At 56.3% G+C, this 20,574-nt stretch carries 20 protein-coding genes; 14 read left to right on the forward strand and 6 right to left on the reverse strand.

Annotated elements, in window-relative coordinates; all coding sequences use genetic code 11:
* The first annotated feature begins 8 nt into the window (after positions 1-8).
* Positions 9-956 (forward strand): LysR family transcriptional regulator, encoded by a 948-nt coding sequence (locus ABJZ52_RS17535; RefSeq protein WP_348186089.1) that lies wholly within the window; start codon positions 9-11, stop codon positions 954-956.
* A 165-nt stretch (positions 957-1,121) separates the two neighbouring features.
* A complete protein-coding gene (locus ABJZ52_RS17540; protein ID WP_348186091.1) occupies positions 1,122-1,502 on the forward strand; it encodes a cytochrome c family protein in 381 nt (126 codons plus the stop codon).
* 56 nt (positions 1,503-1,558) lie between these two features.
* Here ABJZ52_RS17540 and ABJZ52_RS17545 read toward each other — a convergent pair whose 3' ends face one another.
* On the reverse strand, positions 1,559-2,914 hold the full coding sequence (locus ABJZ52_RS17545) for a DUF3422 domain-containing protein (protein ID WP_348186093.1): 1,356 nt from the start codon (positions 2,912-2,914) through the stop codon (positions 1,559-1,561).
* Positions 2,915-3,633: 719 nt separating this feature from the next.
* Here ABJZ52_RS17545 and ABJZ52_RS17550 point away from each other — a divergent pair.
* The 10 genes from ABJZ52_RS17550 to ABJZ52_RS17595 all read left to right on the forward strand — a co-directional run bounded on the left by ABJZ52_RS17550 (position 3,634) and on the right by ABJZ52_RS17595 (position 13,082).
* Positions 3,634-4,737, forward strand: a complete 1,104-nt coding sequence (locus ABJZ52_RS17550; protein ID WP_348186095.1) for a TRAP transporter substrate-binding protein — start codon at positions 3,634-3,636, stop codon at positions 4,735-4,737.
* A 79-nt stretch (positions 4,738-4,816) separates the two neighbouring features.
* Positions 4,817-5,401 (forward strand): TRAP transporter small permease subunit, encoded by a 585-nt coding sequence (locus ABJZ52_RS17555; protein WP_348186097.1) that lies wholly within the window; start codon positions 4,817-4,819, stop codon positions 5,399-5,401.
* 36 nt (positions 5,402-5,437) lie between these two features.
* Entirely contained in the window at positions 5,438-6,802 is a 1,365-nt protein-coding gene (locus tag ABJZ52_RS17560; protein WP_348186099.1) for a TRAP transporter large permease subunit, read from the forward strand.
* Positions 6,799-8,154, forward strand: coding sequence for an amidase (locus tag ABJZ52_RS17565; RefSeq protein WP_348186101.1), 1,356 nt, complete (start codon positions 6,799-6,801; stop codon positions 8,152-8,154). The genes ABJZ52_RS17560 and ABJZ52_RS17565 overlap by 4 nt, the downstream gene beginning before the upstream one ends.
* An 11-nt stretch (positions 8,155-8,165) precedes the next feature.
* A complete protein-coding gene (locus ABJZ52_RS17570) occupies positions 8,166-8,384 on the forward strand; it encodes a hypothetical protein (protein WP_348186103.1) in 219 nt (72 codons plus the stop codon).
* Positions 8,377-9,339, forward strand: a complete 963-nt coding sequence (locus tag ABJZ52_RS17575) for a D-glycerate dehydrogenase (RefSeq protein ID WP_348186105.1) — start codon at positions 8,377-8,379, stop codon at positions 9,337-9,339. The genes ABJZ52_RS17570 and ABJZ52_RS17575 overlap by 8 nt, the downstream gene beginning before the upstream one ends.
* Before the next feature lie 100 nt (positions 9,340-9,439).
* On the forward strand, positions 9,440-10,237 hold the full coding sequence (locus ABJZ52_RS17580) for an FCD domain-containing protein (RefSeq protein WP_348186106.1): 798 nt from the start codon (positions 9,440-9,442) through the stop codon (positions 10,235-10,237).
* A gap of 43 nt (positions 10,238-10,280) precedes the next feature.
* The gene (locus ABJZ52_RS17585; RefSeq protein ID WP_348186108.1) at positions 10,281-11,426 is read left to right on the forward strand and encodes an alpha-hydroxy acid oxidase; all 1,146 of its coding nucleotides are present in this window, start codon (positions 10,281-10,283) and stop codon (positions 11,424-11,426) included.
* Positions 11,427-11,433: 7 nt separating this feature from the next.
* The gene (locus tag ABJZ52_RS17590) at positions 11,434-12,093 is read left to right on the forward strand and encodes a hypothetical protein (RefSeq protein ID WP_348186110.1); all 660 of its coding nucleotides are present in this window, start codon (positions 11,434-11,436) and stop codon (positions 12,091-12,093) included.
* A gap of 71 nt (positions 12,094-12,164) precedes the next feature.
* Positions 12,165-13,082 carry a DMT family transporter gene (locus ABJZ52_RS17595; protein WP_348186112.1) on the forward strand — a complete coding sequence of 306 codons (918 nt, stop codon included), beginning with the start codon at positions 12,165-12,167 and terminating at the stop codon, positions 13,080-13,082.
* A gap of 26 nt (positions 13,083-13,108) precedes the next feature.
* Here the strand turns inward: ABJZ52_RS17595 and ABJZ52_RS17600 are convergent, their stop codons facing one another.
* Positions 13,109-13,990 (reverse strand): LysR substrate-binding domain-containing protein, encoded by an 882-nt coding sequence (locus tag ABJZ52_RS17600; RefSeq protein WP_348186114.1) that lies wholly within the window; start codon positions 13,988-13,990, stop codon positions 13,109-13,111.
* A 97-nt stretch (positions 13,991-14,087) separates the two neighbouring features.
* A complete protein-coding gene (locus ABJZ52_RS17605; RefSeq protein WP_348186116.1) occupies positions 14,088-14,963 on the reverse strand; it encodes a LysR substrate-binding domain-containing protein in 876 nt (291 codons plus the stop codon).
* Positions 14,964-15,130: 167 nt separating this feature from the next.
* Between ABJZ52_RS17605 and ABJZ52_RS17610 the strand changes: the two genes are divergently transcribed.
* Positions 15,131-15,463, forward strand: coding sequence for a DUF1127 domain-containing protein (locus tag ABJZ52_RS17610; protein WP_348186118.1), 333 nt, complete (start codon positions 15,131-15,133; stop codon positions 15,461-15,463).
* A 71-nt stretch (positions 15,464-15,534) separates the two neighbouring features.
* Here ABJZ52_RS17610 and ABJZ52_RS17615 read toward each other — a convergent pair whose 3' ends face one another.
* From ABJZ52_RS17615 to ABJZ52_RS17625, 3 genes are all read right to left on the reverse strand, one after another.
* The gene (locus tag ABJZ52_RS17615; protein WP_348186120.1) at positions 15,535-16,314 is read right to left on the reverse strand and encodes a DUF937 domain-containing protein; all 780 of its coding nucleotides are present in this window, start codon (positions 16,312-16,314) and stop codon (positions 15,535-15,537) included.
* A 100-nt stretch (positions 16,315-16,414) separates the two neighbouring features.
* Positions 16,415-17,788, reverse strand: coding sequence for a glutamate--cysteine ligase (locus ABJZ52_RS17620; RefSeq protein ID WP_348186122.1), 1,374 nt, complete (start codon positions 17,786-17,788; stop codon positions 16,415-16,417).
* 259 nt (positions 17,789-18,047) lie between these two features.
* Complete coding sequence (locus tag ABJZ52_RS17625) at positions 18,048-18,806, reverse strand: 16S rRNA (uracil(1498)-N(3))-methyltransferase (protein WP_348186124.1); 759 nt, start codon at positions 18,804-18,806, stop codon at positions 18,048-18,050.
* Positions 18,807-18,959: 153 nt separating this feature from the next.
* Here ABJZ52_RS17625 and xseA point away from each other — a divergent pair, with 153 nt between their 5' ends.
* Entirely contained in the window at positions 18,960-20,531 is a 1,572-nt protein-coding gene (xseA, locus tag ABJZ52_RS17630; protein WP_348186126.1) for an exodeoxyribonuclease VII large subunit, read from the forward strand.
* The last annotated feature ends 43 nt before the right edge of the window (positions 20,532-20,574 follow it).

Below are 20,574 nucleotides of genomic sequence, written 5' to 3' on the forward strand. Positions count from 1 at the left end.
GGTTGAAAATGAGCAATCTTACAGACATGGAAATCTTTGCCAGGGTTGTAAGCGCAGGGAGCATGTCTGCCGCCGGGCGGGAAATGGGCCTTTCGCCAGCGGTCGTTTCAAAACGTATCAGACGCCTTGAGGACAAGCTCGGAACACGACTGCTTCAGCGCACGACCCGTCAGATTGCAATGACCGAGTCAGGCCAGGGATTTTATGAACGCGTCATCGCGATCCTGGCATCAGTGGAAGAGGCCGAAGCTTTTGTCGCCCGCGGATCAGCACAAGCCAGAGGGACTTTGAAGGTCGCTGCGCCGACGTCTTTCGGCCGCTTGCACATCGCTCCCTATCTCGGCAAATTCCTGGATGCCAATCCAGATCTTTCGGTCAATCTCGACCTCGAGGACAGTTTTGTCGACATTGTCGGAGACGGCTATGATCTGGCGATCAGAATTGCAGAACTTTCTGATTCAAGCCTCGTAGCGCGGCGTCTCGCGCCCATCCACCGGATTCTCTGCGCCTCTCCGGAGTACTTGGCCCGCCACGGCGAACCAAGTTCCATAGAGGATCTTGTCGAAAATCATGTCTGCCTGGCAGCAGCCAACCAGGATCCCTGGAGGCTCATGGGTCCAAACGGTCCCGAGAACGTCCGAACCCTTGCCCCAGTGCGTACGAACTCCTCCGAGGTCGCGCGCGAATGCCTTATTGCCGGCGTCGGAGTCGCCCTGCGATCCACTTGGGACATCGGCCCCGAACTTCGGGAAGGCAAGCTGAAGATCATTCTGCCAACCTACCGCGCTTCGAAGGATGTTGGCCTGCACGCAGTCTATCCAAGCCGACGCTTTCTTCCTGCCAAGGTTCGTGTGTTTATTGACTTCCTCGCGCAGCTTTACGGCCATGCACCCTATTGGGATGAAGGTCTCGACGATTGGTTGGCGCTGCCTGAGGTCAATCGCGCAGAAGCCTGAACATGCCCTGCTCCAGTGCTTCTGCGCTTAAAGTCTGCGCCTGCGACATAGCCGCCCAGGAAGGGATTTTATGGCGTTCGCAGTTCCCTCGCGGCTTGTTTCTCAAAACCAAGTCCTATTTTTTGTAGCCAGCGCCGACGCGCTGACTGACTGAGGGAGAAACATATGAAGCGGATCGTAATGATCGCAGGAGCAGCGCTCCTTGCCCTGAGCGTGCAAGCTCATGCAGAGGGTGATGCTGCCGCGGGCGAAAAAGTCTTCAAAAAGTGCAAGGCCTGTCACGCCGTTGGCGAAGGTGCGAAAAACAAAGTCGGGCCAGAGCTCAACGCGATTATCGGACGCCCGATCGCATCGATTGAAGGTTTCAAATATTCCAAGTCGATGATCGAGTTTGGCGCTGACGGCAAGGTCTGGGACGAAGAAACCCTCGTTGCTTATCTTACAAAGCCCAAGGCTGTGGTTCCGAAAACGAAAATGGCTTTCGCCGGTCTGCGCAAGGAAAAAGACCGCGACAACATCCTTGCCTACCTGAAACAATTCCAGTGAGGAATTCAGGTTAGGCCCTTAACGGAATAAAGGCCGAGCAAACGCCCGGCCTTTACCTAGTCCGGATTGTCGTCGCTCTTTTCTGCGTGATGTACCCGGATCTTGCGTACGGTCCACCAAATTGTCAGGACAACAACGGGTACAGCCAAGCCTGTCGCGACGGCAGGAGCGGGAACCGGAAGCCCAAGGTCTTTCGCCCCTTTGGCAAGGTAAGACAATAGCCCAACCACATAATAACTCACTGCAGCGACAGACAGGCCTTCGACCGTCTGCTGAAGACGGAGCTGCAGGCGCGCTCGTCGGTTCATCGATTCCAGCAGCGACCTGTTCTGCTGCTCCAGATCGACATCAACGCGAGTCCGCAGCAGTGTCGTCGCACGTGCAAGCTTGCGGGAGAGCGTCGCCTGCCGCTCCTCTATTGCCTGGCAGGTGCGCATGGCCGGAGCAAGACGCCGCCCCAAGAAAGCTGACATGCTGAGATCACCGGCAACAGGCTCCTCGTCCAGCGCCTTCAGCCGTGCGGCGACAATGTCGTAATAGGCGCGGCCCGCTCCAAAGCGATAACTGCTTGAGGCAGATCCTGCTTCAAGCGAGGCAGCCAGGCGAGAGAGTTCCTCAAGGAGACCCTTGTTGGCATCCAGATCTGCACTAGCCTGCATGCGACGGCTCAGATCGACAAGGTCACTCTCAATCGCCGAGATTTCAGGCTGCAATTTGTTCGCTTCGAACAAACCGAGCAAAGCGAACGTTCGATAGGTTTCAATTTCAAGCAATCGCTGAACAACGGCGCCGCACTGAACCTCGTTCATCCTCTCGTTCAAGACCAGGAAACGCGTCAGCCCGTTTCCGTCGGGTCGAAAGTCCGTTGCAGCCAGCCCCGCTCTGCCTTCCACGTTGAAAACAGTCAGACTCGCAGGATCGAAGTGTCGCCTCCAATTCTCGCCCGGAGTGGTATCGAGCAAGTCGAGGCGCGTTGCCACCAACACAAGCCCTGGCGCGCGAAATGCCGAACCAAATGGATTATTTGCAGGCAACGGTGCGAAAGAACCTTCGGAATTTGCCCGCCCATCCCAAGTGTATGTCGTGAACTCGGTATGACGCTCCCAACTTAATGCTCCGCCGGCGAATGGCAAAACATGATAACGCGCGTCAGGTGCAGGCCCTGCCGCGCCTTGGCTGGAGCAAAAATCTGAAAACCAGACCCTATCGCGATTGGCTTCTTCCGCACTGGTCGCAAAAGCATAGTGCAACACCACCCTTGGTGAGCTCAGGAGACGAAACGGACGTGCATGCACTTCACCGAGGACTGCTTCTCTCAACGGATGAGTTGAAAAAGAAGGCACGCCTTCCAATGGGAGTGATGTATTGCTGCCACTCGAGCCGTCTTTGACTCCGCTCTTGTCTATTGCCATGCCGCGACGCTCCCACTCTCACAAAATGCCAGAAAAAATCGCTCTCAAATTGGCCCGTGGTCACCGAGTGAATCATGTTCTTCGTCACCTCCGCGGTCCAGCAAGGAGGAAATCGCGACAACCGCCAGCATTATTATCGCACTGTAGAAACTGATAGCCTTGCTGCGAAACAATGGCCCACAGGCAAAAACATCAGCCGTCAATTTGAAGCATCTAAAAGACCTCTATTGCCATGCAGCAATTTGTCACCCCTTGAGATCAAATCCAAATTGAAACTTCAACAATCAAAACTGCCTGATCAATTTCAGAGCTTCACCAAGAACTTTCACAGTACTAAGGCGCATTAATATTTCGTATCCGACAAAGCACTTCGATACCTAGCTTAATCGGATCCTGCTTCTCCAGATTCGAAAATCTGCACCTCGAGACCCTCTCTCGCAATCACCCGAATCTGAAAAACAAATCAACAAGACCCGACCATCAAAACTCAAATATTTTCTTTTCGCATCGCAATATTTACACAGCAAGCGAACATTACCAGATCGCAAACTGGACAAATCTACAACCAAAAAAATCAACAACCAACGCTTCCTTTGCGATCAAGATTTAAATTGATTTAGAAAACAACAAGTCTTGTTCTTCAAATGAGTTGATGATTACCTTTCAACGTTTAGGACCGATGGCAAATAAATCATTCGGCGTAAACGGGAGGAAAAATCATGACTGATAATCTAAACCGGAGACGGTTTCTGAAAGGCAGCGCGCTCGCTGCGACAGCTACAGCAGGCACGCTGGCCGCACCGGCAGTAGCGCGCGCCGAGCCTACCGTTCTGAAGGTGCAAGCTGCCTGGGGCGGCGGCATATTTCTGGAAAATGCGCAGTCCTATGTTGACCGCGTCCACGCGATGGCGGGGAACGACCTGAAGATCGATCTTCTTGCCGTAAACTCCGTAGTCAAAACCAGCCAGATGCAGGACGCTGTGCATCGCGGCGTTCTCGACGGCGCCCACTACGTCTCCGCCTATTGGTACTCAAAATCAAAAGCCGCTTCGCTCTTCGGCACGGGACCTTGCTTTGGCTGGTCTTCGCAGGAAATGCTTGGTTGGATTCACTACGGCGGCGGTCAACAACTGTTCGACGAGCTGATGGCCTCTCTTGGCCTCAATGTCGTCTCCTTCTTCAACAGCCCGATGCCTGCGCAGCCGCTTGGCTGGTTCAAGGACGAGATCAAAGACGCGTCCCAAATGAACGGCTTGAAGTACCGGACCGTCGGTCTGGCCGCCGATGTCCTTCTGGAAATGGGAATGTCCGTTGTTCAGTTGCCCGGGGGAGAGATTCAGCCCGCGATGAAGTCGGGATTGATTGATGCTGCCGAGTTCAACAACCCGACCTCGGACCGTGACTTTGGTATGCAGGACGTGTCCAAGCACTACCATTTGGCATCGTTCCACCAGAGCCAGGAATGCTTCGAAATCACCTTCAACAAGAAGAAGTACGAGAGCCTTCCGAGTGAACTTCAGGCCATCTTAAAGTATGCTTCAGAGGCTGAGAACTCCAACTTCTACTGGCACAATACCAAGCGCTATGCGGAAGATCTGAACAAGCTGCAAAATGAGCAAGGCGTGAACGTCTACCGGACGCCCGACTCTGTAATGGCAGAGCAGCTCAAGGCCTGGGACATCGTGATTGATCGCATTTCTGGCGAAGACGAGTTCTTTGCCCAGGTTGTGGCGTCTCAAAAGGCCTATGCGAAGGATGTGATGAACTATCTCAACCTCAATCAGCCCGATTACAAGCTGGCGTACAACCACTACTTCGGCTGACGCGACCGCGTTTTGAGCGAATTGCCGCGGGGACCCTTGGGCCCCTGCGCTTTCCCTTCTGCAATCGTCAGAGGCTGACGTGACAAAACTGATTTACGCTATCGAAGGCTTGAGTGTGTGGGTCGGCCGCGCTTTCGGCTGGTGCATTCTGATCCTCACCCTTTCCGTTTCCTATGAGGTGTTCGTCCGCTACGTGCTGAACGCTCCTACCGTCTGGGCCTTTGACATGATGGTCCAAATGTATGGCGCCCTGCTTCTGATGGCAGGCCCTTACGCGCTGGCTCAGGACTCTCATGTTCGGGGCGACGTCGTGTATCGGCTGTTTCCAGTACGCTGGCAGGCACGGATCGATTTCGTGCTCTACATCCTCTTCTTCTTTCCCGGCATGCTCGCGTTGTTTTGGTACGGTGCGGAGATCGCGGCGGACAGTTGGCGTTACCAGGAAGTCAGCTGGAACAGCCCAGCGCGCATCCAGATCTATTTCTTCAAGACGCTCATTCCGATCGCCGGTTTCCTTCTCATGCTTCAGGGCTTTTCCGAAATGCTTCGTTGCTGGCGCGCAATGAAGACCGGTGTCTGGATGCCCCGGCTCGATGATGTGAAGGAAACCGAGGACATCCTCGCAGAGGCTCCCTCAACGGCAAAACCGGATTCCGGCGCCTAGTCGGACAGGATCCCCTTTGACGAAAGTTTCAAACAGATGACGAACCCCGAAGTCGCGATCCTGATGCTGTGCCTGTTCATCGGACTGGTGCTGCTCGGCTTTCCGATCGCCTTTACCCTCCTCGCCATGGGCGTTGGATTTGGTTACTACGCCTACTATCAGGGCGGAATTGAAACGCTCTCCGATGTCTTCACCAACAACATCTTCTATCTCCTCAACCAGAACACCTACTCGGTGATGGAGAACGACACGCTTGTCGCTATCCCTCTGTTCCTGTTCATGGGCTATGTGGTTGAGCGCGCCAACATCGTCGATCGGCTGTTCTACTCCCTGCAGATGGCAGCGCGAAACCTTCCCGGCTCCATGGCAATCGCCGCGCTAATCACCTGCGCGGTTTTCTCGACCGCATCCGGGATCGTTGGCGCAGTCGTTACTCTCATGGGCCTGCTGGCGTTCCCTGCGATGGCCAGTGCAAACTACAACAAGCAATTTGCCTCGGGCGTGATCTGCGCCGGTGGGACCTTGGGCATTCTCATCCCACCGTCGATCATGTTGATCGTCTACGCAGCCATTGCCGAGCTCTCGCCATTACGCCTTTATGCAGCGGCCGTCTTCCCCGGATTGATGCTCGCAGGACTTTACATCGTTTATGTGATTGCGCGCGTTTGGATGAACCCACAGATCGCGCCCAAACCACGGCAAGAGGATATTCCGCCGGTAGCCAAGATCTATACGGACCTTCTGGTTTCTTTCGTCCCGCTTACCGTTTTGATCATGCTCGTGCTTGGCTCAATCCTGGGAGGCCTTGCCACTCCGGCCGAGGCGGCGGCAATGGGGGCGCTCGGGGGCCTTGTTCTGGCCGCGATCTACCGCTCTCTGACATGGCGCAAGGTAAAAGAGAGCGTTTTCCTGACAGCGAAAGCTACCGCTATGGTCTGCTGGCTCTTCGTGGGATCCTGGACCTTTGCGTCAGTGTTTTCCTATCTGGGTGGGCATGATGTGATCGAACACTGGTTCCTGGGTATGAACCTGGAGCCTTGGCAATTCCTTGTCATGGTTCAGCTGATCATCTTCTTCCTCGGCTGGCCCCTGGAATGGTCAGAGATCCTGATCATCTTTGTTCCGATTTTCCTGCCTATGCTGGAGACCTTCGGGGTGAACCCATATTTCTTTGCCATGCTTGTTGCGCTGAACCTTCAGACCTCCTTCCTTACACCGCCGATGGCCATGTCCGCCTACTACCTGAAAGGTGTCTTGCGGGACGAGATCGAGCTTGTGGAGATCTTCAAGGGTATTCTACCGTACCTGGGCATCGTCATCTTCTCCATGGTGCTGATGTATCAGTTCCCCGGCATAGCCCTGTGGCTGCCTGACCAGCTCTTTGGACCCTATATCCCATGAACCACATGATGGCTCAGAAAGACCCCGTTCAACTGTCAGCGAGTGAGGCCGCCCGGAAGATCCGGGAAGGCCTCCTCACATCCACCGATCTGGTGAAGGCCTGCCTTGCGCGGATTGAAGCAACGGACGGCCAACTCAAGGCATGGGCACATCTGGATCCGGAACGGGCCCTCACTCAGGCTTCTGAAGCAGACGCGATCCGACAGGCCGGACGGCCACTCGGCAGTTTGCAGGGCGTGCCCGTCGGCCTGAAGGACATTATAGACAGCAAGGGCCTTCCAGCAGAACGCGGGTCGCCTATTTTTGCTGGCCGCGTGCCCGATTCAGACGCAGCTGTTGCGGAACGGTTGCGAGATTCTGGAGCTGTGATCCTTGGCAAGACCAAGACCACAGAGGTTGCATTTGTGCATCCGACGGACACGGTCAATCCGCACAACGCCAATCACTCTCCGGGAGGCTCCTCCAGCGGCTCAGCTGCTGCAGTTGCCGCGTATCAGGTTCCACTCGCCCTTGGCACTCAAACGAATGGATCCGTTATCCGGCCAGCGTCCTTCTGCGGGGTCTATGGCTTCAAACCGACCCGCGGAGTCATTTCGCGCGAGGGCGTGCTTCAAACGTCAGTCTCCCTCGATCAGATCGGTGTATTTGCCCGATCAGCCGAGGACACAGCACTGATCACCGATGTGCTCAAGGGCTATGATCAAAGGGACGCAAAAAGCTACCCTCGTCCGCGGCCGGCAATGCTTGAGGGCTACCTTGCAGAGCCCCCTGCCGAACCGGCACTGGCGTGGATAGATTTACCTTTTGCTGATCGGATGTCTGCAGATGCAGTTGCCGGTTTTGAAGAACTTCGCGGAGAACTTGGCACTCGGGTCGAGATTGTACCCGCTCCACCTGCTTTCGCAGGATTGGTAGAGACACAGCGTATCCTCCATGAATATGAGATCTGCCATCATCTTCGGGAGACCTTTGACGCCCATTGGGACCAGATCAGCGACACCCTGAAGCCTGTGATCGAGCGCGGTCGCGAGATCACGCTTACCGCCTACGAAGACGCGATCGCGCAGATGCAGGCTTCTGAGGATTTTTTCCGCGCTTTCTTCATGGACTATGACGCAATCCTGACCCCAGCTGCATCCGGAGAAGCTCCTCAGATGGGGCCGACAACAGGCGACCCGGTTTTCTGCACGTTATGGACACTTGCGGGACTTCCCAGTCTCTCCATGCCCTTGATGGTCGGAGAAGCCGGCTTGCCAATCGGCGTGCAGATCGTCGGCGCACAGGAAGAAGACGGCCGTCTGCTTAGAACCGCAAGATGGCTGATCGATAGACTGCAGGCCAGCGCGGCCTAAGAGGAGGTTTCATGCTTGGACACAAGACCAAGATCATTGCCGGACTTATTGGAACTGTCATGGTTTCAATCTTTGTCATCGGCCTCGCCCATAGCATCTCGACCGGATTTGCAGGCTTCTGGGGTGGTTTACCCTTCTGGGTCATCGTGATCTTTGTGCTGGCTATGGCCGTGTACGACTTCTACGAGGAGTGCGTTCTCGGCAAGGGGTGGCAAAACTCCGATGAGTGACCGTCCCTGTCTCTGGTTGCCACGCAAGGTTTCGAATGCCACGATTGCGAGGGCCAGGAAGAGCTATGATGTGATCCTGAACGAGGCTGATAGCGTCAGCACGGCGGAGCAAATCATCGACATGAGCCGGCAAGTGGACGCGATGATGCCCTGCCATTCGGAGATCTTTTCCAAAGATGTGGTTGAGAAGCTCCATCCAAGATTGAAGATCCTGGCGAACCATTCCGTCGGCACCGATCATTGCGACCTGAAGGCCCTGAAAACCAAAGGCATAGCAGTCACCAACACACCCGACGTGCTTTCCGATGCCACAGCTGAAATCGCGATGCTTCTGATGCTTGGAGCTGCCCGACGCGCGGTCGAAGGGGACAGACTTGTTCGAAGTGGAAAGTGGGACTTCTGGAGTCCCTCCTTCATGGTCGGCAAACAGGTCAGCGGCGCGCGGCTCGGCATCATAGGCATGGGCCGTGTCGGCAAGGCCTTTGCAAAAAAGGCGCGCGGTTTTGACATGGAACTCCACTACTACAATCGCTCGCGCTTGCCGGAAGCCGAAGAAAATGGCGCCATATATCACGCCACAATCGAGAGCTTGCTGCCAAACGCCGATTTCCTGTCTCTCCATTGCCCTGCAACTACGGAGACGCGCCATCTTCTGAACACGGAAACGATCGCCCTCCTGCCAGACGGCGCGGTCGTCATCAACACGGCCCGCGGAGCGCTTGTTGATGAGACGGCACTGCTCGCCGCTCTGAACTCCGGCAAACTGACGGCGGGCGGCCTTGACTGCTTCGAAACGGAGCCTGGCGGCAATCCTTCGTTCTCCATGCATGAAAACATCTTCATGCTGCCTCACATCGGCAGCGCGACAGTCAGAACCCGAGACGCAATGGGCTTTCGGGCGCTCGACAATCTGGACGCATTTTTCGCAGGCGGAGAACCAAGGGACCTGCTCTAGATAAAATTGGATAATTTAATTGACCAATTTTTCATTTCGGTTTTTATAGAGAAAGCGGTCGGCATCCCGGTCGCTTTCTTTGGACCGATATGAGCTGACCATGTTTCGAAAGGTCGATCAGGGCCGCACCGCAGATGCTGCTGCCAAACAAATCGAAGAGTTGATCCTGCGTGGTGTGTTGAACCCGGGCGATCGTCTTCCCCCGGAACGCGACCTTTGCGTCGAGATGGATGTTTCACGCCCGGTCCTCCGAGAGGCCTTGAAGCTCCTAGAAGAACGAAATCTTGCGACAAGTCGCCAGGGAGGCGGAACCTTTGTCGCAGACGTCATCGGACCGATCTTCTCCGATGCCGTGATCGCGATGATTGAAAGACATCCCTCCGCAACAACAGACTACCTGGAATTTCGCCGGGACATGGAGGCGACTGCAGCAAGTCACGCCGCCAACCGAGCGAGCGCAACCGACCATCGAACGCTCAAAGAAATCATCGACCGGATGGAGGCCGCGCACCTCGCCGAAGATCACAGACGAGAAGCAGAACTCGACATTGAGTTGCACCAAGCTATTGGTGAAGCCGCTCACAATGTCATCTTGTTGCACAGCCTGCGATCCTGTTATCGATTGCTGTCAAACGGTGTCTTCTTCAACCGTCAGCGTCTCTACGATCACCCAACCGGCCGAACCGCGTTGTTGGAGCAGCACAAAGAGATCGTCGATCGGATCAAATCCGGCGACGCCGCAGGCGCACGTGATGCCTCCGAGCGCCATGTCGACTTTGTTCGCAGAACGCTTGCAGAAGCCGAAGACATTCACAACCGCGACGAGCTTGCCGATCTCCGACGGCAACAAAGACGACTGTCAACACAGGTGACAGCGAACAGGATGAAACGCTCCTGAGCCGCATTGCCTGACCTACTCTCTCTTGCAACGGAATATCCCCATGACGCCGATCACTTGTATCGCTGACCTGCAGGCTCTTGCAAAACGCCGTGTCCCAAAAATGTTTTACGACTATGCCGACACAGGATCATGGACGCAGAGCACCTATCACGACAACGAAGCAGCTTTCCAGCGCCAGAAGCTTAGGCAACGGGTTGCGGTCAACATCGACAACCGCAGCGTCAAGACCAAAATGATAGGCGAGGATGTCACGATGCCACTGGCACTTGCGCCGGTCGGCTTGACCGGAATGCAGCATGCCGATGGAGAAATCCTTGCCGCCCAGGCAGCCGAGAAATTTGGTGTCCCATTTACCCTGACGACCATGAGCGTCTGTTCGATCGAAGATGTCGCGGAGTACACGAGCAAACCGTTCTGGTTCCAGCTCTATGTCATGCGTGACCGCGGATTCTCAGAAAGCCTCATGAAGCGTGCTTATGCCGCAAATTGCTCTGCACTCTGCCTGACACTTGATCTTCAGGTGCTCGGTCAGCGGCACCGCGACATCAAGAACGGCCTGTCGACTCCACCAAACCCCACACCACGCGTTTTGCTGGACCTGGCACTCAAACCGCGCTGGTGCTGGAACATGCTGCAGACCAAGCGGCGCCAGTTCGGCAACATACATGGCCATGTATCGGGTGTGGATGACATGACCTCACTCGCTGAATGGACAAACAGTCAGTTCGATCCGACGCTCGATTGGTCGTCGGTCGAGTGGGTCAAGAAACACTGGGATCGGAAACTGATCTTGAAGGGCATCAACGACGTCGAGGACGCAAAGATTGCGGCAGACGTAGGTGCAGATGCAATCGTGGTGTCAAACCACGGCGGACGTCAGCTGGATGGCGCCCTCGCGTCCTACGACGTCTTGCGTGACATTGTCGATGCAGTTGGCGACAAGATCGAGGTTCACGTGGATGGCGGCATTCGGTCGGGCCAGGATGTCTTCAAGGCCATGGCAATGGGGGCCAAGGGTACCTTCATCGGCCGACCATACATCTATGGGCTTGGCGCAATGGGAAGGCCGGGCGTCACAAAGGCCCTGGAGATCATCCATAAGGAACTGGATGTGACGATGGGGCTCTGCGGTGAAACCGACATCCACAATGTCGGTCGGCACAATCTCGTTGCGACCGGAAAGTGAGCTAATCATGGCATCGCGACGACCTCTTCAAAACCGTGTCCTTCCGACTGCAGAGATCGTCGCGATCACCCCACGTGGCACCATGATGGGCAACCGGGGCGGACGTATTCACGACCCTGACACTCGAATGTTGCTGCAACGCAAGTGGGCGTCCCGGCGCTGGATTTGTTGCGTCACAAGCTTCAAGGGTCGACGCCGAAAGGTCATGGGGCAGAGCTACACCGAATTGTTCTTCCTGGACGAAGTCACAGCCCTCGCAGCCGGTCATCGTCCCTGTTTTGAGTGCAGGCGCGCCGACGCAAAGCAATTTGCATCCACTTTCGCTCTTGGCACTGGCTGTACCAATGCGCGCTCAGCTGACGAGATCGACCGGATTCTCCATTCAGATCGCCTCGAAGGACGTCAGCAGAAAACATATCAATCTCCTTTGGGAGAGCTGCCGAATGGAGCCATGGTCCTTTTTGCTGGTCAGCCGCATGCCATTTACCGCGGCGCGTTGTTGTCATGGCAGCCTGAGGGTTACGCACTGACAACCGAAACGACCTCACGCGACACAATGCTGACCGTGCTCACGCCGAAGTGTGTCGTCCAGACTTTGCGCGCAGGCTACCAGCCGGTCTGGCATCCGTCCGCATCCGACAAGAACTTCAAAATTTCTAATAGGTAGATCACGAACTATCATTTGTTCTCAAGCCTCCGATCCGACATGGTCCTATCTTTCCAGACAGGATCGTTCAGATGTCGCTCGTAGCGCCTTTTCCCACTTCGCCACGCCCCGCTCTCACCTCGACGGATTATGGCCTTTATGGCGCAACCGTTTTTGCTTGGGGGTTCAGCTGGATTGCGATGAAAGGACAGGTTGGGGACATCCCGCCAGAGGTATCAGTGTTCTGGCGCTTTGTGCTCGCCTCCTTGGTCATGGCTGGCTGGTGCCATTGGCGCGGGCACAACTTGCGTTACGGCTTCAAAGACCACCTTCGTTTTGCCGGGCTGGGCCTCTTCATTTTTTCGACCAATTTCACGCTCTTCTACTATGGCGCAGCGTCTCTCCCGTCAGGTCTTCTCGCCGTGGTTTTTTCGCTTGCTTCGGTCTTGAACCTGATACTGGCTTTCATTCTTTTCGGGCAACGTCCGGGGCTGGTTTCGCTTGTTGCCGGGCTTCTCGGCTTCGCCGGTATCGCTTTGATGTTCGAGCCACAAATTCTCGGCACTCGTATCGATTATGCAGCCATGAGAGGACTCGGCTTTTGCGCCCTTGGGACGCTGTCATTTTGTCTCGGCAATATGCTCTCTGCCTCAAACCAGCAAAAAGGCCTGCCGGTCACACCGGCCACAGCGTGGGGAATGGTCTATGGAACGCTGTTTCTCGCACTGTTTGCGACCGTGAAGGGCAGCAATTTCGCCATTGAGCCCAGTCCCGTTTACATCGCGAGCCTCGTCTATCTAGCGATCATCGCATCGGTGGTTGCATTTGGATCCTATCTCACCTTGCTTGGGAGGATTGGTTCAGCGCGTGCCGGTTATGCGACAGTGATTTTCCCGATTGTCGCCCTTTCGATCTCAACCGTCTTTGAAGGGTATCAATGGACCGGCAGCGCTATGCTCGGACTGGTTTGTGTTCTCTTTGGCAACATCTTGATGCTGCGCGGGCGCTGACTGAGAAGGTCACCACCCCGACAGTATCACTCAGCGGCCAAGGCCACAGTCACATTGCCAATGGCTGCAACAATGTGATTGCACAGAGTATCATGCATGGGCTGGCGCGCATTTTCGGAACGCAACAAGGTGATGTCGCATGCTGGAAGATCAGGGAAACCATCCTTCTCTCCCAGAATTCGCATTCCGTCCCGAACGGCACTTTGAGGAAAGACAGTCACTGCCAACCCTGCCTGTACCGCCCCGACAAGTGCGGTCGCGCTCGAGCTAACATAGGAGATCGCGTAGGAGCGCGAAACGCGGTCAAGCGCTTCCATCGCCAAGCGGCGCCAGGCGCAGGACGCTGGACCAACTGCAAGGCGCACGACATCACTCGCGTGGGCACAGTGATCTGAAGACGTAACCCAGTAGAGCGGTTCACGCCGGATGACCTCCCCAATCTGCGAGCGATTGTCTGTTGAGGTTACAATCGCGACATCCAGATCACCATTTGCGATAGCAATCGATGTTTCGCTGCTGCTTGCACAAACGACCTGTACCTCGATTGCCGGATTCAGTCGTGCAAACGCTGCCAGAACCTGGGGCAGCAGGCGATCAGCATAGTCGTCGGGAAGCCCCAGCTTTACGCGTCCCACTTCCTGATAAGTCCCGAAAGCAGAGAGTGTCTCATTGTTCAGAAGGATCATGCGGCGCGCATATTCGATCAGCCGCTCGCCGTCTTCAGTTAGACGCGACTGGCGACCGTCCTTCGTAAAGATTGCCATGCCGACGCGCTCTTCAAGTCTGCGCATCTGCATCGAGACGGCAGACTGCGTCTTGTTGACTGCTTCGCCTGCCTTCGTAAAGCTGCCCAGCTCGGCGATGGCCAGGAATGTGCGAAGCTGGTCGATATCCAGCGCATGACTCATTTCAACAATCCATCTCGGTGCCCCTGTCGCGAGGCATCAACATCGCAAATCATTTCAGAAAAGATATATCAGAAATGCTTATCATTCAATTCAGGGATTATTCAGCTGCCAGAGGCACGGAAAGATTGTCCAGGGACGAAAGGATATGTTCGACCAAGGCCTCTGTTACGCGCGTGTTCTGGCGCCAGGACCTGAGGATCCCTATGTCGCAATCCGGGAGTTTCGGAAAGCCTTCCGCCTCACAGAGCACACGCATGCCAGGCCTCAATGCCGACTCTGGCAGGACAGAGACAGCGAGACCCGCCAGAACGGCGGCGCCGACTGCCGTCGAGTTCCAGCTGGAATAAAGCAGACGGTTTTCCCGGCCGACGTCATCAAGGGCCGCAAGGGCAGCCTTTCGCCAATCGCAATCCGCGCGACCGAGCGCCAGGGGCAGCACTTCTTCGTTTTCAACGGCATGGCGCGCCGACACCACCCAAAGCAAGGGCTCCCGACGAATGACCTGCGCTTCCTTTCTCCCTTTTTTCCAGACGTGCGTCACAATCGCAACGTCCAACTCGTCATTGGCAACGAGCTCGAACAAATTGGGCGTCGGCGCGCAGACCACACTCACTTCCGCCTTGGGATTTGATCGCGAAAACCGCGCCAAGATCTCTGGCAGGAAGCGGTCCGCGTAATCATCAGGCGTGCCGAGCCGAACAAGGCCTGCCACTTCTGTTTCGTCAAACGCGGCGATCGTCTCGTCGTTCAGCTGCACCAATCGACGCGCATAGTGCAGCAGACGTTCCCCATTCTCGGTCAGGCGGGACATGCGCCCGTCTCTTGCGAAAATCGGCCGTCCGATTCTCTCTTCAAGCCGACGCATCTGCATGGAAACCGCTGACTGGGTCTTGTTTACGGTTTGTGCCGCGCGCGTAAAGCTACCGCATTCTGCGATCGCAACGAATGTGCGTAGCTGGTCCAGGTCGAGCATCACAGCACCTTTCATCACTATTTTATATGAAAGCCATAAGAAACATTCGTTGGATTAATAATCTGACCCAAGGCAATGTCAAATCGTTCCTAGCAATCAGATCGCCGAACGACGGCGCGGAACGGGCGGACGAAAATACCTTCGTCGGCTAACAGGAGAACTTTGCCATGTCTTACAGAACACACCTCAGCCTGACCGCCACTCTTGGGGCATCGGTTACCCGTGTATGGCGCCTCCTGTCCAACCGACAGAAAATGGGTCGTCTGCACGATCTGACAGACGCTCAACTTCATGACATTGGTCTGACCAGGAGCGATGTTCGACGAGCCTCCCAGATTTCTTTCCTGGCCGACCCCACTCGGGTTCTGAATTCGTGGGCGCGTGAGAAATCACTCGCTGCCCAGTTGCCGAACCCAAAACCAGTGCTTCAGTCCTCGCCCCTCGGGGACCCGAAGTTCACGGACATGACTTCATGTCCGGCCCCAAGGCTCGCAGCTTAAGCCTTGGAATGCAGCCCTGTCGGCAAACCTTGCTGACACCCAACTGGCCCGCCGCCCCCGGCGGGCCTTTTTTATGAGGTTTTGGACTTCACCTCACTCATGTCACGCACCGCGCGCTCAAAAAAACTGTCGAACGCCTTGAGCTGACTGGATTGCATATCGCGTCCCGCCGTCACCCATTCGGCAAACATCTCATCGAATTCCGAGGGGTTGCCTGCTGCTGGATTCGTAACATCTTCAAGATCACCCGGGTCCTCCGGCTCATGGTGAGTATCCAGTTCCGGCTCTGACCTCGCCGCAACGTCAGCGGCCGGCTTGAGAAACCCAGACCAGAATGACTGCATCGCCTGCGTATAACCTTGAATGTAATCCGTCGGTGTCGGAGCCGGTTTGGGTCGGCCTCTTGCATAACCTCTGAGAAACGCGTCGAGAAGCTCCCGAGCTTCGCCCTGCATATATGGGCGAGCAACTTGTCCCATCGCCAGGGTTGCCGCCACCGGCATCATTTCAGCGATAGCTTCCTGCTGCAGGCCGGTAATCGAGGCGATCTGCTCTGCCACGGCCTTTCGTACGAACTCCGGTCCGAAGAACGGCTGAAGGTGCTCGTCAAGAGATGACGGGGATTGCGGATTAAAAAAGGAAGCCATCGGAAAGAGGGCATTGTACTGAGGCAGGAGCCCATTGAACCCCGGCACCGACGGCCCAAAATGCCGAACTCCGCTCATGGCCGCAGGCATGAGCTGGGCCATGGCCGATTCGAGATCTCCTTCATTCCAGCCGAACCGGCGCTGCATGTCCTCGGCAACAGCCGTCAGGTCGAATGGAAATGGAAATCCTGGGACATCCGTCATGGCCGCGCCTCGCTGCGATCTATCAGACCAACATGATCATCTTTCTGAAAGGCAACGTCAAATGCCGTTCCGACGCGGGCCTGCGCTTTCTTGATCGGCGTTAGTAGGCGTAGTCCTTGAAAATCTGATTGATGTCTCCATCCCAGCTGCCGCCATAGCGCTGAAGCAGGATGTCGGCAGGGCTCATGCCCGCAGCCAGTCCCTCTTCGACGGGCGCCAAGTGGACTTGTTCATCAAGATCGCCATCGCTCAGACGATTGCGGCGGCGAAGGCCCTCCTTGGACAGGGCAAGGACGTCCTTTGCCACATCCAGCACTTGGCCGGCACGGAAGGGTGTCTGCAATGCTGTACGCGGCACGCCGGCTCTCAGAGCGCCACGCTCCTCCTCAGTCCAGTCGCGGACAAGCTGCCAGGCCTGGTCAAGAATGCCATCATCGTAGAGCAGGCCAACCCAGAAGGCTGGCAGGGCGCATATTCTGCGCCATGGACCGCCGTCGGCACCCCGCATCTCGATGTATTTTTTCAGCCGCACATCCGGGAAGAGTGTGGAAAGGTGGTTGTTCCAGTCGCCTATTGTCGGGCGCGCATCCGGCACCTTGCCCTCGTAGGACCCATTCATGAAGGCGCGGAAAGTCGTATCGGTCGCGTCGTAGTAGGTTGCCCCGCGCTTGATGAAATACATCGGCACATCGAGCGCCCATTCCACATAGCTTTCAAAGCCGAAGCCATCGTCGAAGGCAAAAGGCAAATTGCCGGTACGGTCCTGATCAAGATCGTTCCAGACTTCAGCGCGGAAGGATTTGTAGCCGTTGGGCTTGCCATCAGTGAAAGGAGAGTTGGCGAAAATCGCGGTCGCAATCGGCTGCAGCGCCAACCCGACGCGCATTTTCTTGGCCATGTCGGCCTCTGAGGCAAAATCGAGATTCACCTGAATTGTCGTGGTCCGGTACATCATGTCCAGACCGTATTTACCGACCTTTGGCATGTAGCGCGTCATGATCTCATAACGCGACTTTGGCATCACCGGCACATCATCGCGCCGCCATGTTGGGGCCATGCCTGTTCCCAGGAAACCTACACCTAGCGGCTCGGCGACCTGGCGCACATGCGCAAGGTGCACGTTCGTTTCCCGGCACGTTTCGTGGAGTGTCTCCAGCGGCGCGCCGGAAAGCTCGAACTGTCCGCCCGGCTCGATGGAAATCGCACCACCACCCACTGGGTCCGAAAGGCCTATGATCTTGCCATTGTCCTCGATCCGCTCCCAACCCAGCAGCTTCTCCATCCCGGACAAAACGGCTTCGACGCCATGATCGCCCTCGTAAGGAATCGGAGATAGGTCCGACAGGTGAAAGCCAAACTTCTCATGCTCAGTGCCAATCCGGAACTTCTCTGCTGGTTTGCAACCGGCTTCGAGGGTCGCAGCGAGATCGGCAATGCTTTCAATTGGCGTCGAATCGACGGTATCGCGGGCCATGCAGGACTTCCCAGTTTTCGTTGGCTGCGCAGAATACCCAGCCGCTCGGCCACGTACAAACGCGAGGAATAGTTGAACCTTTCTGGAACAAGAAAGGCTTGTCGCATTTAGGCTCGATTTGCGGTGTTGGCAAGCACCACAAATGAACTGGTTTGGTGATCACGCAATTCTGAAGACGGCAGCCTCTTCGCAACACCCCGCAAAGCAATTTTCACTGCGTTCGTGGTGCTACGATGCAGCTTGCCCGGACCTGGTTTGCTCAACTCCAATCTCCGAGTGTCGCCTGAACAACCGCCAAGGCCGCAACTGCAGCCGTATCAGCCCGCAAGATCCGTGGCCCCAGCGGAATCGGAGTGACAAAAGGCTGCTGGCGGAGCCCCTCCCGCTCCTCTTCGGAAAAACCGCCTTCAGGTCCAATGAGGATCGCCAGTGGTTGAGGGCCCTGCTGCGCAAGACGTGCGAGCTCACCGAGCGGATTTTGCGTTGCCTCCCCTTCATCACAAAACAGGAGCCGGCGACTTGGGTCGCTCCTGGTCCATCCGGCAAGCAACTCTTTCAGCGGCCTCGGCGCCAGGACCGTGGGCACCGAAATGACGCCACATTGTTCTGCCGCCTCGATGACATTGGCTTCCATCCGCTCCAGATTGATCCGGCTTGATTGCGTATGCTGGGTCATGACGGATCGCAGCGCTCCAGCCCCCATCTCGACGGCTTTTTGAACCATGTAGTCGAGACGCGCGTGTTTCAGCGGAGCGAAGAGATATTGCAGATCGTTGGCATTGGTCTGTTCGCGAACCCTTTCGACCAGATCCAGATGACAGGCCTTCCGGCCCGTCGCCCGGATTTCCGCGAGCCATTCCCCGTCATTGCCGTTGAAGACCAGCAAGCGATCCCCATTCTTCAGGCGCAACACATTCAGCAGATAGTTTGCCTGTCCGCGATCTGCCTCGACGGACGCGCCATCGGCAAGAATATGGCGAAGAAAGAGGCGCTGCATTTTGTAGTCGTATCTGGTCATGACCAATAGGTAGGACTGTCTGGGCGCCCATTTCAATGGTGCAAGTGCAATCGATACCGGTAAGCCACATCTGACAACGGTAACATCCAGCTCTCCCGCTTGACCCCTCCTGATCGAGAGGTAACCTTTGCCGCTCAAGTGGGGAATCAATCAGTGTCTGACAAGCCATCCAACATCGCCGAATTTTCTGTTGCGGAGATCTCCTTTTCCATCAAGAAAACGATGGAAGATGCCTTCGGTTATGTCCGTGTCCGCGGTGAGCTCGGACGCATTTCCCGTCCTGGCTCCGGACACATCTACCTGGATCTGAAGGATGACCGCGCGGTTCTATCAGGTGTTGTTTGGAAAGGCGTTGCCTCGCGCCTGAAGATCCAACCTGAACAGGGCCTGGAGGTCATTGCCACCGGCAAGATCACAACATTCCCCGGCCAATCCAAATACCAGATGGTCATCGACGCGCTCGAGCCTGCTGGCGCTGGTGCCCTGATGGCACTTCTTGAAGAGCGTAAGCGCAAACTTGCCGCCGAAGGACTGTTTGCAGAAGAACGCAAGCAATTGCTGCCCAGCCTGCCGCGGGTTATCGGCGTGGTCACATCACCGACAGGCGCAGTGATCCGCGATATCCTGCACAGGATTTCAGATCGATTTCCGCTTCATGTCCTGGTCTGGCCGGTGCGGGTTCAAGGCGAAACGAGCGGTGCCGAAGTCGCCAACGGTATTCGCGGTTTCAACGCCTTGCCGCAAGGAGGTGCGATTCCTCGACCCGATCTGATCATCGTCGCCCGTGGTGGTGGCAGCATTGAGGATCTCTGGGGCTTTAACGATGAAGCCGTGGTGCGCGCTGCTTCGGAGAGCGAGATTCCCTTGATCTCCGCCGTAGGTCACGAAACTGACTGGACGCTGATTGATCTGGCTGCCGACGTGCGGGCGCCAACGCCCACAGGCGCCGCGGAGATCGCCGTTCCTGTAAAGGCCGACCTGATCTCCATGACTGGCGACCTTTCGCGCCGTCTTTCCTCTGGCCTCAACCGGCTCGTTGCGACCCGCCGCACGGAATTGCGCGCGGCAGAAGCAGCGCTGCCTGCTCCCCGCGATCTGCTGGCCTTGCCACGCCAGACCTTTGATACATATGCCAGCCGTCTGGAGCATGCACTGACGGTCAACACGCGAAGTCATCGCAGTAATTTCCAAAACGCTTCTGCTCGTTTGTCTCCTGCCGTCCTGAGCCGCTCCACTGACAAAGCGCGGAGCGAACTCTCTGTTCTCTCAGACAGGCAGCAGCGCGCCCTCGGCGTTGCCGTTGCGCAGAAACGCCAGGGCTTCCAGCATGCTGCCTCCCGCCTGACGCCGCTCAAGCTGCAGCAGCAAATCCAGCTTGGCTCCGAACGCCTTGGCACGCTGGGTGACCGGCTGGAACGCGCCTATGGCACACGACTGTCCAAGACACGAGACCGGCTGACCACACTGGAGAGCCTACTCAAATCCCTGTCCTACAAGGATGTGCTTGCACGCGGTTATGCCCTCGTGCGTGACGACAACAGCCAACCGGTCCGGTCAGCTTCAAGTGTCGCTCCCGGGGCCTCACTGGCCATTGAACTTGCAGACGGAACCATCGAAGTCATTGCGAAGGGAGACGGTGTCGCTCCGCCGCCTCCCAAAGTGGCTCCGAAGCCCAAAAAGGCAACTCCAAGCAAGCCTGCGACAACCCAGGGAAGCCTATTCTAAGACAAATCTGTTTGTACGCAAAAAGCCGCTGCGGTTTCCCGCA

Source organism: Roseibium sp., assembly GCF_039982295.1.
Taxonomy (GTDB): Bacteria; Pseudomonadota; Alphaproteobacteria; order Rhizobiales; family Stappiaceae; genus Roseibium.

Bases quoted from the DNA above. Each gene is read 5' to 3' on its own strand.
- ABJZ52_RS17535 (WP_348186089.1), top strand. From the start codon at position 9: ATGAGCAATCTTACAGACATGGAAATCTTTGCCAGGGTTGTAAGCGCA.
- ABJZ52_RS17540 (WP_348186091.1), top strand. From the start codon at position 1,122: ATGAAGCGGATCGTAATGATCGCAGGAGCAGCGCTCCTTGCCCTGAGC.
- ABJZ52_RS17545 (WP_348186093.1), bottom strand. From the start codon at position 2,914: ATGGCAATAGACAAGAGCGGAGTCAAAGACGGCTCGAGTGGCAGCAAT.
- ABJZ52_RS17550 (WP_348186095.1), top strand. From the start codon at position 3,634: ATGACTGATAATCTAAACCGGAGACGGTTTCTGAAAGGCAGCGCGCTC.
- ABJZ52_RS17560 (WP_348186099.1), top strand. From the start codon at position 5,438: ATGACGAACCCCGAAGTCGCGATCCTGATGCTGTGCCTGTTCATCGGA.
- ABJZ52_RS17565 (WP_348186101.1), top strand. From the start codon at position 6,799: ATGAACCACATGATGGCTCAGAAAGACCCCGTTCAACTGTCAGCGAGT.
- ABJZ52_RS17570 (WP_348186103.1), top strand. From the start codon at position 8,166: ATGCTTGGACACAAGACCAAGATCATTGCCGGACTTATTGGAACTGTC.
- ABJZ52_RS17575 (WP_348186105.1), top strand. From the start codon at position 8,377: ATGAGTGACCGTCCCTGTCTCTGGTTGCCACGCAAGGTTTCGAATGCC.
- ABJZ52_RS17580 (WP_348186106.1), top strand. From the start codon at position 9,440: ATGTTTCGAAAGGTCGATCAGGGCCGCACCGCAGATGCTGCTGCCAAA.
- ABJZ52_RS17585 (WP_348186108.1), top strand. From the start codon at position 10,281: ATGACGCCGATCACTTGTATCGCTGACCTGCAGGCTCTTGCAAAACGC.
- ABJZ52_RS17590 (WP_348186110.1), top strand. From the start codon at position 11,434: ATGGCATCGCGACGACCTCTTCAAAACCGTGTCCTTCCGACTGCAGAG.
- ABJZ52_RS17595 (WP_348186112.1), top strand. From the start codon at position 12,165: ATGTCGCTCGTAGCGCCTTTTCCCACTTCGCCACGCCCCGCTCTCACC.
- ABJZ52_RS17600 (WP_348186114.1), bottom strand. From the start codon at position 13,990: ATGAGTCATGCGCTGGATATCGACCAGCTTCGCACATTCCTGGCCATC.
- ABJZ52_RS17605 (WP_348186116.1), bottom strand. From the start codon at position 14,963: ATGCTCGACCTGGACCAGCTACGCACATTCGTTGCGATCGCAGAATGC.
- ABJZ52_RS17610 (WP_348186118.1), top strand. From the start codon at position 15,131: ATGTCTTACAGAACACACCTCAGCCTGACCGCCACTCTTGGGGCATCG.
- ABJZ52_RS17615 (WP_348186120.1), bottom strand. From the start codon at position 16,314: ATGACGGATGTCCCAGGATTTCCATTTCCATTCGACCTGACGGCTGTT.
- ABJZ52_RS17620 (WP_348186122.1), bottom strand. From the start codon at position 17,788: ATGGCCCGCGATACCGTCGATTCGACGCCAATTGAAAGCATTGCCGAT.
- ABJZ52_RS17625 (WP_348186124.1), bottom strand. From the start codon at position 18,806: ATGACCAGATACGACTACAAAATGCAGCGCCTCTTTCTTCGCCATATT.